The 14,978-nt window shown below is 44.6% G+C and carries 17 protein-coding genes; 6 read left to right on the top strand and 11 right to left on the bottom strand.

The window, feature by feature from the left end; all coding sequences use genetic code 11:
- Positions 1–6: 6 nt before the first annotated feature.
- From ACEW81_RS11140 to ACEW81_RS11120, 5 genes are all read right to left on the bottom strand, one after another.
- Complete coding sequence (locus ACEW81_RS11140) at positions 7–465, bottom strand: hypothetical protein (RefSeq protein WP_373533061.1); 459 nt, start codon at positions 463–465, stop codon at positions 7–9.
- Between the two features lie 9 nt (positions 466–474).
- Positions 475–1,257, bottom strand: a complete 783-nt coding sequence (locus ACEW81_RS11135) for a hypothetical protein (protein ID WP_373533060.1) — start codon at positions 1,255–1,257, stop codon at positions 475–477.
- 2 nt (positions 1,258–1,259) lie between these two features.
- Entirely contained in the window at positions 1,260–1,763 is a 504-nt protein-coding gene (locus ACEW81_RS11130) for a hypothetical protein (RefSeq protein WP_373533059.1), read from the bottom strand.
- Between the two features lie 188 nt (positions 1,764–1,951).
- A complete protein-coding gene (locus ACEW81_RS11125) occupies positions 1,952–2,299 on the bottom strand; it encodes a hypothetical protein (RefSeq protein ID WP_373533058.1) in 348 nt (115 codons plus the stop codon).
- A gap of 166 nt (positions 2,300–2,465) precedes the next feature.
- Positions 2,466–3,320: a tyrosine-type recombinase/integrase gene (locus ACEW81_RS11120; RefSeq protein ID WP_373533057.1), complete on the bottom strand. Its 855-nt coding sequence runs from the start codon at positions 3,318–3,320 to the stop codon at positions 2,466–2,468.
- A 138-nt stretch (positions 3,321–3,458) separates the two neighbouring features.
- Between ACEW81_RS11120 and ACEW81_RS11115 the strand changes: the two genes are divergently transcribed.
- Positions 3,459–3,833 (top strand): hypothetical protein, encoded by a 375-nt coding sequence (locus tag ACEW81_RS11115; protein WP_373533056.1) that lies wholly within the window; start codon positions 3,459–3,461, stop codon positions 3,831–3,833.
- Positions 3,834–3,866: 33 nt separating this feature from the next.
- Here ACEW81_RS11115 and terL read toward each other — a convergent pair whose 3' ends face one another.
- The 4 genes from terL to ACEW81_RS11095 are packed head-to-tail and all read right to left on the bottom strand — an operon-like array spanning position 3,867 to position 7,572.
- Positions 3,867–5,519 (bottom strand): phage terminase large subunit, encoded by a 1,653-nt coding sequence (gene terL, locus ACEW81_RS11110; protein WP_373533055.1) that lies wholly within the window; start codon positions 5,517–5,519, stop codon positions 3,867–3,869.
- Complete coding sequence (locus ACEW81_RS11105; protein WP_373533054.1) at positions 5,419–5,874, bottom strand: hypothetical protein; 456 nt, start codon at positions 5,872–5,874, stop codon at positions 5,419–5,421. Before ACEW81_RS11105 ends, terL begins: the two co-directional genes overlap by 101 nt.
- Positions 5,849–6,499, bottom strand: a complete 651-nt coding sequence (locus ACEW81_RS11100; protein ID WP_373533053.1) for a ParB N-terminal domain-containing protein — start codon at positions 6,497–6,499, stop codon at positions 5,849–5,851. Before ACEW81_RS11100 ends, ACEW81_RS11105 begins: the two co-directional genes overlap by 26 nt.
- A 2-nt stretch (positions 6,500–6,501) precedes the next feature.
- On the bottom strand, positions 6,502–7,572 hold the full coding sequence (locus tag ACEW81_RS11095; protein WP_373533052.1) for a DNA adenine methylase: 1,071 nt from the start codon (positions 7,570–7,572) through the stop codon (positions 6,502–6,504).
- A gap of 100 nt (positions 7,573–7,672) precedes the next feature.
- Between ACEW81_RS11095 and ACEW81_RS11090 the strand changes: the two genes are divergently transcribed.
- Positions 7,673–8,509: a hypothetical protein gene (locus ACEW81_RS11090; protein WP_373533051.1), complete on the top strand. Its 837-nt coding sequence runs from the start codon at positions 7,673–7,675 to the stop codon at positions 8,507–8,509.
- A gap of 56 nt (positions 8,510–8,565) precedes the next feature.
- Here the strand turns inward: ACEW81_RS11090 and ACEW81_RS11085 are convergent, their stop codons facing one another.
- A complete protein-coding gene (locus ACEW81_RS11085; protein ID WP_373533050.1) occupies positions 8,566–9,042 on the bottom strand; it encodes a hypothetical protein in 477 nt (158 codons plus the stop codon).
- A 387-nt stretch (positions 9,043–9,429) separates the two neighbouring features.
- Here ACEW81_RS11085 and ACEW81_RS11080 point away from each other — a divergent pair, with 387 nt between their 5' ends.
- On the top strand, positions 9,430–10,572 hold the full coding sequence (locus ACEW81_RS11080) for a virulence factor (RefSeq protein WP_373533049.1): 1,143 nt from the start codon (positions 9,430–9,432) through the stop codon (positions 10,570–10,572).
- A 112-nt stretch (positions 10,573–10,684) separates the two neighbouring features.
- On the opposite strand, the gene ACEW81_RS11075 is transcribed toward ACEW81_RS11080, so the two are convergent.
- Positions 10,685–11,605 carry a restriction endonuclease gene (locus ACEW81_RS11075; RefSeq protein WP_373533048.1) on the bottom strand — a complete coding sequence of 307 codons (921 nt, stop codon included), beginning with the start codon at positions 11,603–11,605 and terminating at the stop codon, positions 10,685–10,687.
- 255 nt (positions 11,606–11,860) lie between these two features.
- Here ACEW81_RS11075 and ACEW81_RS11070 point away from each other — a divergent pair, with 255 nt between their 5' ends.
- From ACEW81_RS11070 to ACEW81_RS11060, 3 genes are read left to right on the top strand one after another with little or no spacing between them, the layout of a single operon-like run.
- A complete protein-coding gene (locus tag ACEW81_RS11070) occupies positions 11,861–12,799 on the top strand; it encodes an ABC-three component system protein (RefSeq protein WP_373533047.1) in 939 nt (312 codons plus the stop codon).
- On the top strand, positions 12,796–13,047 hold the full coding sequence (locus ACEW81_RS11065) for an ABC-three component system middle component 6 (protein WP_373533046.1): 252 nt from the start codon (positions 12,796–12,798) through the stop codon (positions 13,045–13,047). Before ACEW81_RS11070 ends, ACEW81_RS11065 begins: the two co-directional genes overlap by 4 nt.
- Complete coding sequence (locus ACEW81_RS11060; protein WP_373533045.1) at positions 13,044–14,819, top strand: ABC-three component system protein; 1,776 nt, start codon at positions 13,044–13,046, stop codon at positions 14,817–14,819. Before ACEW81_RS11065 ends, ACEW81_RS11060 begins: the two co-directional genes overlap by 4 nt.
- Positions 14,820–14,978 lie beyond the last annotated feature (159 nt).

Genomic DNA, 14,978 nt, shown 5'->3' with positions numbered 1-14,978 from the left:
TCTCCATTATAAGAAATTAACAGTATTTAAAATAATATGAGCGCTTGGCGCATTTTTTTGCACTTGATCCTTAAATGATTTCCAGTTATTTAATGGAAGGTTAATATGGCGACATGAAATTGGAATTCCCAAAAAACATTTTTTGGTAATAAGCCGTATACGATTCTTATCAGTCAATAAAATAACGTCTTGTATGTCATTCCATTCAAGCAAAATTCCCAAAAAAATAAAACCAAATTGGATGCCTTTTTTCTTGACTGAAAAAACATCATTATAAAAGCAAAGAAAAAAAGTATAGATAAATATAAAAAAACCAAAGATGTGATTCCCTCCTCCCCACACTGTGACAGGCTTAATTGTTCCATAAGCCAAAAAACCTGGGGTAATTTCAAAGGAGGACCACATAATAATCGCTAAAATCAAAGCGAGTAGGTAATCTTTAGCAGTTTTTTTTCTGAAAAACATTTTATATCCTCATAAGCTCAAGGAAGTAATGCCCGCTTCTGCCAAAGTAATAAGCGTACCGTCCCCCTTCAGAATTCTGAGTTGCGCAAAATTGAGGTCGTTGATATCCACCACCCCATCCAGGTTGCTGTCATAATCAGCCAGCGCTTGATACCCATCGGTGGCAGTACCGCCGCCACTGAGCGCAGTGTTATCCCCAAAAATCTCATTGCCATTATCGATAGTGCCGTTGCTATCTTTATCCACCGCCAGAATGCCATCGTGGGCATCCACCCAGTTGGTCAGCTCGGCAAAGCCATTGTTATTGTGGTCAAACAGAAGGGCGTTTTCATAATTGGTAGTTTTAATGCCATCCCCATTAAGATCCAAGAGCAAGGGATCACCTTTGTCTGGTGCGGAATCCTCTAGTTCAAAATACCCTCCGCCTCCTGTGGGAAAACTGTTTTTAGGCGCGGTACCCGTAGGATCAAAATTGCTGGATGGGGTTAAAGGGGCAATTGGCAGTGGAAAAAATTGGCTGCCATTAATAAATCCAGGCGTTTGCCCAGGTACAGGATCAACACCGTCTTCTCCATAAACAGCGGCCATACCAGAAGTTGAGCCAAGAAAGAGGCCTGTTAATAGGATTGCAGCCGGAATAGTTCCCCCAGAAACGACACCTGAGCTAATAACTATAAGTGCTCCAAAACCACCAACGGCTGCACCACCCAAGGCTCCAAGTGCAACATATCCTGCACTTTCAGCATTGGAAGGATTATAAAAAGTTTCGTTTGCCCTACGATATCTATCCATGGTCAAATATCCCTATTTTCTAAAATCTTTCTAATGCAATGATTTTCTGGTGAATGTTTTTTAATAAAATCAATAAAATATGTTTCATTCTCCAATGGAAAAAGTATCTCTTTTGTTCTTCGAAACAATGTTTTTTTATCGGAATTTATGTGCAAAATATATTTAGAGTCATTAATAGCTTTAACTTCAGTAATTTCCTCCCAGCTAAAAGTTGCAAGCGGAATCTTCTCAGAAAACCCAAGTAAAAAACCAGACTCATTTATATAAAACGAATCAATATTCCTTAAGAAAAAATAAGTTAAGAGCGCACACCCGAGTGGAGAATAAGAATACACAGCAATATTTTTTAAAAGATAAAAACTTGTCAAAACCTCAATATTTGGCGTGGAAAAGTTTAACAGTATGGCCACAAGAGCAATCTCCACTATAAGAAACATTAAAGCGGCCAAGCCTATTAAGACCAGATTCTCATGAGTGGATATTTTTTTTTGAAATTTTATTGTCATAATTAAGGAAACCCTATTTTCAAGCTTTGAAAATTAAAGAAAGCTTTAAATTAAATTTAAGGGCGTCTTAGTATATTAGACATAAAGTATATAGAAGCACTCATAGCCTCAACTATAAACAAGTTATCACGCATTGCAAATTTTGACAAACTTTTAACCGGATTTTTCTGACCTCAACTCCTAAATCTTCATGCCGCCTGCCTTTTCGGCAACGTAATAAGCGTGCCGTCCCCTTTCAGGATTCTAAGTTGTGCGAAATTGAGGTCGTTGATATCCACCACCCCATCCAGGCTTCTGTCATAATCAGCCAGTGCCTGATAGCCATCGGTAGCCGTGCCGCCACCACTGAGCGAGGTGTTATCCCCAAAAATCTCGTTGCCATTATCGATAGTGCCGTTGCTGTTTTTATCCACGGCCAAAATGCCATCGTGGGCATCCACCCAATTGGTCAGCTCGGCAAAGCCATTGTTATCATGGTCAAATAAAATGGCGTTTTCATAATTGGTGGTTTTAATGCCATCCTCATTGAGTTCCAAGAGCAGGGGATCGCTTTGCTCAGGCACTGCATCTGCAAAATGATCTAAAGTTAAAAAAGCTTCAAGACGATTTTCAGATATATGTTGCATAACAATCTAAGCGTTGACAATTAAAACTATCATAATCTAATTGAATGGTTATGGCACTTGTATAAAAGATGGCGCTTTAATCCCATGCCTGCATGGCTTCAATCGTTTCATCTTCCGTGGTCATGCAATAAGACCGGGTGGTGGCGATATCATTATGACCACAGGCAATCTGTAACATCACGAGTGGCCTTCCTTTATTAGCATTGAGGGTAACAAACGCACACCGCAAGGCATGAGGAGTCACTTTCACTTGGGCACGTTGACCCAATCGATCCAGTCGATTGCGGATTCCATACCGATCCATTCGATTGCCATGCCGGTTAATCAGCAACCAGTCCTCTTCTGTTTTATGCCGGTATACTAAATACCCTTGCAAGGCTTCAATCACTTTACTCTGCAACCCGACTCGGCGGGTTTTGCCCCATTTGGCCAACCGCACCGCGAGAGATTGTTTATCAAAGTCAATATCATCCAGCTTGAGATTCGCCGCTTCATTGACCCGAAGCCCGGTCTGGCTGAGCAAGGTGACCAAGAGATGCTCCAAGGGGGATTCACAGGCTCCCAGTAAAGCATTTAGCCCTTTCTGATCCACTGTATGCTTTTTCTCGAGTAAATGGCGTCTGGGCCGGAACTTCTTGGCTTGTGCCAAATATAGATCCATATTGACGCCCTCTTGCTCCAGATATCTGGCAAAGCAGGCCAATGCCTGATACAGCTTCTGGCGTTTGGCAAAATGCTCAACGGGGATAGACAGTAACACCTGTTTGAGATTATCGACCGTGAGCTCCCCGTATTGCTCCAAGAACCCTTGGGTATAAAACAAATAGGTTTTGATACAGATTTCGCTAAAGGGCCTGCCGCCCAACAGGCCAAAGCGCATGGCATCCTCCCACCCGGACACATATTCTACTTGGGGTTTCATATCGGGCATATCAGTGCTCCTATCAATTGGGACAGCCTATTTATGGATAGGAAGTGCGCTATGATCAACCATTAACCCAAAATTAAATAGCTGGACTGTGTATGTCTTTAAAGCATTAATCGGGAAACCCCAATGAAAGGCTTTCCCATGCAATCAGACCCCATGACGCTGGCTCTATTAATTGAGCTGTACTTATCTGACTTAACCCAACAGGGCAAACATCCCTGCACCCTTTATACTTACGGTAAAGATTGTCAACAGATTCTGGCCCACTTTGGCGCTCAACGAAAACTCCGCAATATTATGCCTGCCCATATTGCTCGATTTTATAAATCCAGTGAACTTCTATGCATACCCAAAACTGGTAAAAGCCGAGCACCCGCAACCATTGCCAAAACCAAACGGGTGTTAAGACAACTCCTCACCTGGGCACATCACTATAACCATCTTTCCACGCTACCCTTGCCCAAGGCACCAGCACATCCAAAATCCGCGGTCAACGGTAAAAGCCAACCAAGGTAACCCCAGACATCTTCCTGAGAGGAGTCAGGCACATTAACCCTGAAAAGCTCTACCGGCCCGTTTCCACAATGGCTCAATGGCCCCATACAAGGCATCGGGTCCATCGTCATGAGTAGTAGGAAATAGCGTTAGTTGGCTAATCAAACGGGGATTCAGATCTTCGTTAAACAATAACTGCCCGTTCGTTACCAGGGGCTCTAAACTGGCAATTCGCTTTTCCTTGTTGGTGTGTTGATTGATCTCCTTCACCCGAAGGGTCGCACCCATATCTTGTTTAGCCCGGTAACTTTCCTTTAAAATCCCCTGAAAATTATTGCTCTCCAAATACAAAACATCTAAATTCCATTTTTCGTGCATCCTGAAAGCCTGCTCAATCTGTCGGGAAGGAATCACTTTTTCAATATAGGCATCCAAACAATACAAATACCCATTCAAATCACTGGCACATACCACAATGGCCGCGTAATCGGATTCTGAACTGTTGGCCATTGCCGGATCATGGAAAGCCACAATTTTGATTAAATGCTCAGCCGGAATATAGCGATCACTGCCATCCAAAAAGCGAATGCCTGCTCTCAGGCCAAACTCATTATAGACAAGCTTGAACCGCCGGGCCTGCGCCATATTGAAAATCTGACGCTCTGGGTCATAAGGCTCATTCTGCTTTTCTGACTGAAAACTGCCTTGCCCCTCATTCACCATCATTTTCATCAGGCTCAAATAAGGTTCAACCTCAGGCCATAGCACTTGGGTGCCCGATAACAAGGCCGTCTCATTCTCCTGGTAAAACGCATCTGAATCAGCCACCCGGTGGGCATTGGTTAAATCGGTATATAATTTTCGCCAGCTTTCCCATAATCCCGGATGGTCTGAAAATTGCTGAATGGCCTGATACTTTCGCCCTCGCCAGCCCGGAGAGACCAACAATTCAGGTAATAAGGCCTCTGGATGTAAACAGGTGCCCACAACCACGATATTGGCTTGCCCGTCCACACTGCCCAATTTCAAGATATCCTTTTCCAACCACTGCCTGGTCTTATAACGCTGGGATTCAGACAGCACTTTATCCGGCGATTCAATATCATCCAGCACAATCAATGTGGGCCGATAAGCCCCGTGCTTAAGCCCACGCACTTGTTTACCCCGAGACTTGGCCATCACCCGGATTTGATTCTGGGTCACAAAGTTTTTGGTGCTCCAACCCGCCTGCCCCTTCTGAGGGGCTAATGGCCCGTAAACCTCCCTCAATAGTTCATTTTCTTCCAATTCTTTTAAAATGTCTTTTACTTTGGCTTCCGCCTCAGGAGCAGAATGCCCCACAATTAAAATGAACTTTTCATACTCATACACAATGGCATGCAATACCTTGAAAAATACTTTAAACGTGGTCTTGGCATGCCCCCGAGGAGCGGCAATGGCTTCTCGCCGCCCCCGCAAAGCGGGCTCTTGCTCATCTTCAAAAAAATCGGCATGCATGGGCGAAAAATCATAGCGACAATGATCAGGAAAAAAGAACCGCACAAAGAATTGAAAATCATAAAAAGCCCGTAGTTGAATATATTCTAATTTTAACTGGAGAGACGCTTTAGGTGATTCCGCCTGCTCCAGAAATAGCTTGTCGTTTAATAGCTGCTTCAAGTTCGGCTGATAAAGAATTTTCTTTAACCAAGGATGTGTCGTTGGCATCCGCTGTTCCTCCTATTGCTTTAGGAATTAGACGAGTTGAAATGTCAACCGTTTTAAGAGCCAGGTTATAATCTTTATCCGGGCCGACCGTGGCATGTTTATAGATATGATCAAGCTGGCTGGTTACTTTACCGAGCTGAAATGCCGTGGATTGGTTACCTAGTCCCGCTACCGTCTTCATCGCAGCGTCATAAGCACGACGTGCCTTTTTTTCATGAAACCCTTGCCCAATCAAGGTCTGCAAAACTTGAGTCTTGCTGAATCCATGGATAATCATGCTAATAACTTCCTGTTCCCGCTCCAACATTTCCTGCTTGCTAGCGCGTTTTCTAGGCTGCGGAGACTGTGGACTCATCGCTCACCTCCTGCAACGCAAGTACATCCCGACAAATCGCCACCAAGGCTTGCCCCTGATCCCGCGAACTTTGTGCCTGATAAACAGCCAGCGCCTCTTGCACCAAGGGCAAATCATCGGCTGCGATCATAAAACCCAAGGGCACCGGCAATGACTGTTTCTCAGCATCCATTTGCGCTTGAAAGGCCTTTTCCAATGCCGACTCATCTTGCCTTAATAATGCCAGCAACCCCTCAATTTCCCCTTTTCCCTCCGGCAACAACCTTGTCAGTTCGTCTAGTCCCAGCACCGGCATTAAGGTGTCAATCAGCGCCGCGCGCTGGCGTGGTGAATCAGTGCCCCGCAACCGGTTCAGGGTCAACAACAATAAACCCGCCTGTGTTTCATCCAGATCAAAAATTTGACATTCGGCTTCTGTCCAGCCTAACGCTTCCAGCACCTGCTTTCTGTGATGCCCGTCAATCATCATATATGCATCAGCCAAAGTCGGATGCGGGCGCACCTGCAAAGCGGGGCACAACCCGGTCCGCTGGATATGGCGTTGAATCGTCGCTAGTGTTTCTGGCAGGCACACATTGGCGTTACGCGGATCTGGGTATAATTGACTCAAGGCAATGATCGGCATGCTTAAAATCCTCCCTGGGGATAAGCGATCACTAAAAGTTCTTCATTGCTTTCATTACGGCTCACATGGCTCAGGTGCTTGTAGCGCTTGGCATAACCCACCACCGTGCGCTCTCCCGCATACACCCGCACCAATTCCTCTAAATCCGCTAAAGACAATTCCTGATTCCCATAACTGAGCAGCCAAATCGGAATATGCTCTGCCTGAGACAATAACGCTTCTAAAGCCGCGACCCCTTTGGAAAAAGCAGAAACCACCGTTGGCTCGGGTGATATTTTTCCAGCCAGTAACGCATCCAATACCTGATTTCCGCGTTCATACGAAACCGTGCCAGCATACGGGGGATCTAGGTATAGAATATCGCCCTGCAAGGTCGGCAAAATAGCCAACGCATCCGCTTGATACACCTGAACCGGACTACCGCCCATTACCCCACCGTTGACCAGGCGGGCTTTTTGCCCCAAGCGCGTCCAGGTGGGTTCACACAAACGCTTAAGACTTTCATCCACATAACGCTTGGGGTTCAAGTCATCCCAGCGACGCAACCCATCCAAAGCTTCCGCAAAGGGGCGGTTACTGCTACCCAGGGAAGTAGGAAAGGCCACAAAGTCACTGGCCAAGTGCCACATCACAGTCAACAATAAAGCTCGCTTGCTGGGCTCCGGGTGCTGGCTTGCCCAGTAAAACCCTGTATCCAAAGCTTGTGCATGTCGACTTGAAAAGACCGAAGGGCTATAGACGGCTTCAATCCAACCAGCGCCCTCAGGGAGATTCTGAGTTAAGCCCAAAAGATCGGACTGCGTCAGGGTGACCCGCTGGTTGCACAGAAACGCGGTGGCCAAAATCTGAGACCGCAAGCTGATATCATTGGCAATCACCTGCTGGAACCCCTGGGCCTTGGCCCACAAGGAAACTGATCCCCCGCCCATAAACAGGTCTATGAACGTCAGGTCTTTCCAATGAGGAGCCGGGCAAATTTGACTCAAACCACTTTGAATCCAGGACAGCAACTTACGTTTGGCACCCAGATAGGTGGGCAGCGCTTGCAGTTGATTTTGTAGTGGTGTCGACATAAAAAGCTCCAAATATGAGTAACAGTCTCTCTATTTTCAGCAATAAAAGCCTGTATTTGCTATACTCATACTTTCAATAATTAGAGACAGCAACAAATAAATGAATAGCAAGCAATATTCCTATTTAAAAACCGTAGCCAGTCAGTTTTTGAAAGAAAAAGCCGCTAGAAACCCCGCGGCAAAAGCAATGAAAGAGGCCGCACTGATTGCTCAGCTTCCAGGACCAACAGAGCCCAGGAAACACCTTTTTGAACAGCTGAATGTCTCTACCGAGCTTTTTTATGAAAAATACCTGACCCCTTGGAGCAACTTGACTCAGGAGCAGGTCATTGAGCTGGTTAAACACTGGAATTTGGTCAACTGTCCTGAGAAAAATCTGCTCCTGCAAGCCATTCCTACGTATGAGCATTTGGCCTTACATTGGACTCTGATCAATATCTATGAAACCAAGCTGTTTGATGTCTTCTTGAAAGAATATCAGACCGAATTACCCGCTACATGCCCTGAAAAACTGGATTGGATTAGTTATAAGTTTGGCGGACCAGCCTATGCCTTACCCTTCAAACAGTGCTACTACTGCGGCCGGCTGGAAACAGACCCTCGAGGACGGGAGTTTGGAAAACAAGGCTTGTTCTACTGTCATTTAACAGAGTGCTCACCCGAACCAAGCCCCAGCGCTCATGCATTCGGTTGTTGTTATGGAGATTGGAAACGCCAAAAGAACAATATAAGGAACATTTGCAAACGACAACAAACAGACCCTAATAAAGTCATCGCTGCGTTTTTAAGTTTTTGCGAGGCTCGGTATCAGGCCAATCTACAGATGCGGGTTCGCGTGCAAGTCAAACAAGAAAAACCCTATGATTGGATCCATTACGATGACTATTTAGGCTCTATACCCTATAAGTATCAAATAGAAATTAAACAAGCTAATTGATTTAAAAGATTTTGACTCGGTATATCAGGTTTAAGCACTGCTTACACCGGAAACGTTCATCCAGGCCGTTGTTTTAATTTTTTAGGCATCTTACTTGCTTGACGCACTTGAGCCATTCGAATTTGCGTCTTTAATGCTTCTGGTACTTTGACCAATACAATTTCAATGTCATGCACATCTGCAAATTTTCGGTACCAGGATTTTCCTTGTAAAAAACGAATCGCATCTTCGCAAATAACTGCAAATATTTTCCGCCCCTTCCTACCTAACATCTTTTCAATGAGAACCATTTTGGCAAAATCACTCATAACTTTATCAGGATGTGCACCAATTGCTTTTCCAACTCGTGCCCAAATTTCAACAAGAACAAGTGGTTCAACACTATAGCCATCCAGTTTGACCCCCAATACGGATGGCGTTTCACCAAAGTGAATCGTGGAATCACCTGTAAAATACTGCTGTTTCAATGTTTCCAATATAATCTTTTCAGCATTAAGCTGCTCACCAGAGTGAGAGTCTTGAAATTTCATCATCAATTCCCGGCTTAAAACTTGCAAAGTCCACTATCAATCAATTTTATTAACAGTGTCTTTACAAAGTACTGAGTTAACAAAAAAGCTACCCTTCGTTAAAAGGGTAGCCGGGAGTTGATAAACCGTGGTGACACGGCCGCGGCAACTTTTAGCCGAAGCCTGGACATATGTTGCCGCCTCCTGGCAAAGCCGGAGAAGCGGCATCTATTCTGGTCGATGCAGACCAGTCACCACGGGGTTATCACGCCCCGGCTGCCACTATCGTGGCAACCCCTTTACATTAAGCCAGGAGATGCCTTTGTGCAAGTCATTCCAAGTAAACAAGACACTTTTGGACACAATTCCGGTCCTTTATTGGGTTAAACTATGGCTAAGGAGGTGCAGTCTTTGACCACCCTGGTTTCTATCGAGACAACGCCCAATCCCAACAGTATGAAGCTCAACCTGAGTGAAGCCCTTGAGCTTCTAGGGACATTCAGTGCTGAGAATATGGATCAGTGCCCGGTACTGATTCAGCAGCTTCTGCTGATTCCAGGAGTCGCTGGTATCTTTGCCACAACAAACTTTCTAACCCTCAACAGGGACCCAAGGCTAGACTGGCAGCCGATTCTGGAAGCGGTGCGAAACATTTTTGCAGGTGAATCTCCAGAGAGTGAAGTCATCCAGCAACGCGTTTCGGCCGAACAGCAGGGCCAAGTCCAGGTCTGGGTACAGACCTTTAGAAAAATCCCCCTCCAGATCAAAGTAACGGATGGGGTCACTGAAGAACGTGCCGGTCTGTCAGAGCGCTTTGGAGCAACAGCCAGGGAACTCCAGGGACACTTTGCCGCAGATTACTTAAAGGAGCGCTTCTGGGCCGATTGGGGTACCCGTTACGGGGCCTTAAATGAAGTAGCCCATGAAGTGGCTGAAGAGATTGAGAGCCTGTGGAGTGACACTAGGCTCAGGCGCGAAAAAGAATTGGCTTTAGGCTACACCACCGCAAAGAACAAAAATCAGGCGCACACAGATGCTAAAGAAGCAACCTCACAGCGCTTGTCCAGCCCAGACTGGCAGGAGCGATTCCAAGCCGTCCAAGAGATGGAAGCAACCGAGGAAACTCTTTCACTGCTGGTTCAGGCTCTTCAAGACGAAAAGCCTCAAATCCGCCGTTGGATCGCGGCGAAATTGGCGGGTGTGAAGACTGCTGAATCTGTGAAAGCACTATCAGAAGCACTCTTGAATGATCCAAACGTAGGCGTCCGACGTACGGCTGGGGATAGCTTATCTGATATTGGCGATATTTCAGCACAAGGGGCCATCTGCAAGGCGCTTGAAGATCCTAACAAGCTGGTCCGTTGGCGTGCGGCCCGCTTCCTAGCAGAGGTGGGCAACGAGGAAGCATTGCCCTCTCTGGAGAAGACTAAACAGGATCCAGAATATGAGGTTCGCCTTGAAGTAGAAGCCGCTATCCATCATATTGAAGAGGGTTCCAAAGCCGCCATGCCTGTCTGGAAATTAATGGCTCAAGGGAAGCCTGAGGTTCAGTAGTGTTTATGGAAAGCTCCCCTTACTTATTTCAATATAAATAGCGCACCCGGGAAAGGGGTGAGATCCGATGTACATGAGAGCGCAGTATCGGATGGAGTTTTGGCTCAACGTTCTAAAAGTCTTTTGCGGCTAAGAAAGCTTCACCAGATTGTGAAGCATGCCTCGATACCCGCCTTATTACATCTGTCAACGACATCGTACCAGGTAAAATGAAGGTGTAGAAATGCGCATGATCCAGCAAAATTAGCGGAGTACGGTCATGTGATGCTGTTTCGAGTGCTCCACTATTGAAGCCTGCCATGGAAATTAAAATTCCCATTGTATTATCGGCTTTGGTTCTAATCTTGCTTAAGAAAATATCTATATCTTGAGAGCCAACAGGATCCTTAGTAAATTTGGTTTCGACTAGGAAGGTAGTTCCATCTAGAGTGAGGGAGCCATCAATTTGCCGACCCCTAGTGTCTTTATAAGGCAATCGGCACGGAATTTCATGGAAATTAACCATTTCATAAAACCATTTTTCGAAAGTAAGCCCAGCTTCTATCGTACCAATTTGCATAACCAGATTTTTAAGACCGGATCCTAGATTTTCGAGAGAAGTAGAAGCAGCGATAGCTTTTTGCCTCTCTTCTTCAGAACGTCTTCTACGCTCTAATGCTTCTTTCTCGTCCGTTAGGACTTCCTTAGCCTTGCCCACCTCTAATTTAAGTCTTGATACAGCTTTATTAGCTTCTGAGATTTTCTTGGGCGTGTCTTCCCAGTTTTCAAGATCTGGAAAGTGCTTCATTTCAGCAAGGGAGCAGGCCATATCGAAAATGATTCGGTAGCCATTATTGCTTTTTAAGCCAATCAGTTTTTCGAAAAGCCGGGCAAGAAATACGCGTTTTGACTCATCTTCAGCCCAAGTTGCTAACATTGCATCTGCAATGCCGTGCTGTTTTAAAAATAATCTTAAAGCAGGCTTACGCCAGAATGCTTTTAAACAAGCATCCTTTGTGAGTTCTATTACATGTGGGGAAAGGATTTTAGCCATACTAAAGTTCTGTCTATATTGGTAAAGGTACTATAAAGAGTATAGGCTGGCCTAATCATCACTGCTAATACAAGATTTACATAAGCAAAATTCGTATTACATAAGACCTTCCAAGCATGGTGGTATATATTATTTTTATATAACGTTGAATTTTAGGATGAGCAAAAAGGACTATTCTCATCCATTGGCATTTTCACGCAAATATGGTTCACTTGCTGTGTAATTACCTTATTTTACGAAGTTTTGGTAAAGCAGATGGCTGTGCTCTCGCCTGAGCAACGTTGGCAGTATAAGCTCTCCCTTAATTTGAAAGTTCGAAGTTCCTACGGGACGCAGTTTCAAGATTTCTTCTCGACAGTCATGGAAAAGGCACACGGTACGGACTTCGTTCGTGTACGACCTTTCGGATCACTGGGTGATAAAGGCTGTGACGGATATCTCCAATCTAAAGGACAAGTCTTTCAATGCTATGGCAAGCTTGAAGATGCCACTATTAATGTAGCAAAAATAGTCGCAAAACTTGAAAGCGACTATGCATTAGCTTGCAACCATTTGGAAACAATTTTGAGGGAATGGCATTTCGGACACAATTTAGTAAGCGGTTTGCCCACCGAAGTTGTTTTGAAAATTGAAGCAATGAGGAAAGACTTTCCACATCACCAATTCGGACTCATCGGCCCAGAAGCTCTTGAAATCTATGTTTTCCAGTTGAGCATTTACGACTTATATGAACTTTTAGGCCCTGCTGCCACGGCACAAGATAGTCGAAATCTTCAAATGGAAGATGTCCAAGTGCTCATAGATACTCTAATCAGTAAAATAGACGATGGACCTGCTCCAGTTGAGGAAATTAAGCCTGTTCCACGTGAGAAATTAATATTCAACAACCTACCTCAACATTGGATTCATCTCATTTCGCAAGGATTGCAAAATGCTCCATATGTTAAGCACTATATAGGCCAAAACCACGATCCAGAAATCGGAGAGAAGTTGGCCACCATTTTCAATGAGCGCTATAAATCACTTAAGCTCCAGAAGATACAGCCTGGAGAAATTATGGATCAACTCTATGAGCACATCACTGGTATAGGTAGTGTTACTGCACAAAGGCAAGTTGCAGCTCACGCTTTACTAGCACATTTGTTTGAATCCTGTGACATCTTTGAAGATGCGCCGAATAAGGTCAATATATGATTTTACCCAGTAAGCATTTAGCCCAAAGCCGAGCTATAATTGGAGTAGGGGCCGATATTCTTAAGCAGCTCAGTGAGCCCTGTAGCATATCGGAACTCTGGAATAAAATTCGTACAGCACAATCTTTACGCCAAAACGAGCCTCCACTATCCTTTGATTGGTTCGTTCTAACTTTAAGTTTTTTGTACGCCCTCAATGCAATTGAAATGAATGAAGGCGTAGTGATTGCACAGAGGGAAATAGAATGATTCTCCTGATTGATAGTGATCTGCCAACATTCAAAGCTATCCAGTTTCACAAAGGTCTGAATGTTTTGCTTTCCGACAAGTCACCAGACTCTGGAGCTAAGCAAACTCGTAATAGTGCTGGAAAAACTAGTCTTATAGAGATTATTCATTTCGTGTTGGGCGGAGATGCGGGCAAATCATCACTTCCGAGAAACCCAGCATTAATTAATCATTTTTTCATCGGGACTTTCCAGCTAGAGGAATCCAAAATCACTATTAAAAGAAGTGGGAAAGATCCCGCCAAAATTTGGATGAGTGAATCTACAGCAGAGCGTCTGGGTTTAGCAATACACAAAGATAAAAACACCGGGGCAACATACATTAAAAATGCCGCTTGGAAGGAACTCTTAGGTCATAAGATGTTTGCTTTGCCAGCCCATCTTAAAGGTTCAGCATTTGATGTTCTGTTTTCGCCCTCATTCAGAGGGCTTTTCCCGTATTTTTCAAGACAGCGTGGCTCTGCTGCTTTTTTTCGACCAGAAAAACACAATGAGAAGCAACAGAGAGTTGGCTGGCAGGTAAATTTGTCCTACTTGCTGGGGCTTGACTGGCGAATACCCGTAGACCTACAACAGGTGCGTGAGAGGGAAAGCCAGCTTAAGGAGCTAAAGCAAGCTGCAAAAAGTGGTGCAATTGGTCAAGTTATTGGGACAGTGGCTGAGCTTCGGCCAAAAGTTGTGCTTGCTGAAGATAGGGCCAGAAAACTCAAGACTGAACTTTCTAATTTCCAAGTTATTGAGTCATATCGAGAACTATCTAATAAGGCTGCAAAAGCCCGGACGGAAATGCTTGCTATTGAGCGTCAAGCAATATCCTTAAAAGAAACTTTAAATCATCTACAAAATGCACTTGAGCAGGAGCGAGGACCCGAGAGTACTGATTTGACTAGGCTCTATAAAGCAATCGGGGTGGAACTACCTGGGGTGGCTCATCGCAGATTTGAAGAAGTAGCCGCATTTCATAATTCAGTTGTAGAAAACCGGCGAAACTATCTGCAAGAGGAAATTACTGGAATTAATGCTAAAATTTCCCATGGTGAAAGAGTATCTGCCGAATTGAATCGTGAAAGAAGCGAAATACTAAAGTTTTTAAGTGGCAGGGGAGCTTTAGAGGATTTTACTTCCCTTCAAAAGAATTTAGCTGAGCTGGAGGCTGAAGCAGCAGCCCTTAGGCAGCGTTTTCAAACCGCTGAAATATTAGAGGGTGAAACAACCAAGCTAGATATTGAACGAGCAAATATCAAACGTCGCCTCCAGGAAGACCATCATGCCAGAAAAACTAAGCTGGATACGGCAATTCGTTCAATTGGTAACTCAATCTCTGATCTTTATGATGATAGGTCTGGAGAATTCGTGGTTGAAGCTACTGATAATGGGCCTGAGTTTAAGATTACTATTCAGGGAGACCGTGGAGGCGGTATTTCTAATATGGAAATCTTCTGCTTAGACCAAACTCTGTTTGCCATTACAGGGCAAGAAAAACGTGGGCCTGGCTTCTTGATTCACGATAGCCATCTTTTTGATGGTGTGGATGAGCGCCAAGTAGCTCAAGCACTTCTGTTAGGGAAACAAACATCTGAAGAAACAGGTGGCCAGTACATTGTAATGATGAATTCTGATATTTTCGATGGCTTACCTCTGCCCCCCGATCTGGATAGAGAGAGCATTATCCTTTCTACAAGGCTTTCGGATGAAGGGGAAACAGGTGGTTTATTTGGTATTCGGTTTGACTAAAAACCTACAAAAGCGTGAAACATTACTTGACCGGTCTCATCCTAAATAAAACTTGGGTTTACCACCTTGATACCTGCCTGGTATGACTTTCAGGCTCAGGATTTTGGAACAAAAGTTGTAGGTAGAATATTACTGATGAGTGTAACCGTAGAAGGAGTG

This window comes from Vampirovibrio sp. (assembly GCF_041737375.1).
GTDB lineage: Bacteria > Cyanobacteriota > Vampirovibrionia > Vampirovibrionales > Vampirovibrionaceae > Vampirovibrio.
This window is presented reverse-complemented; position numbering and strand designations above follow the sequence as displayed.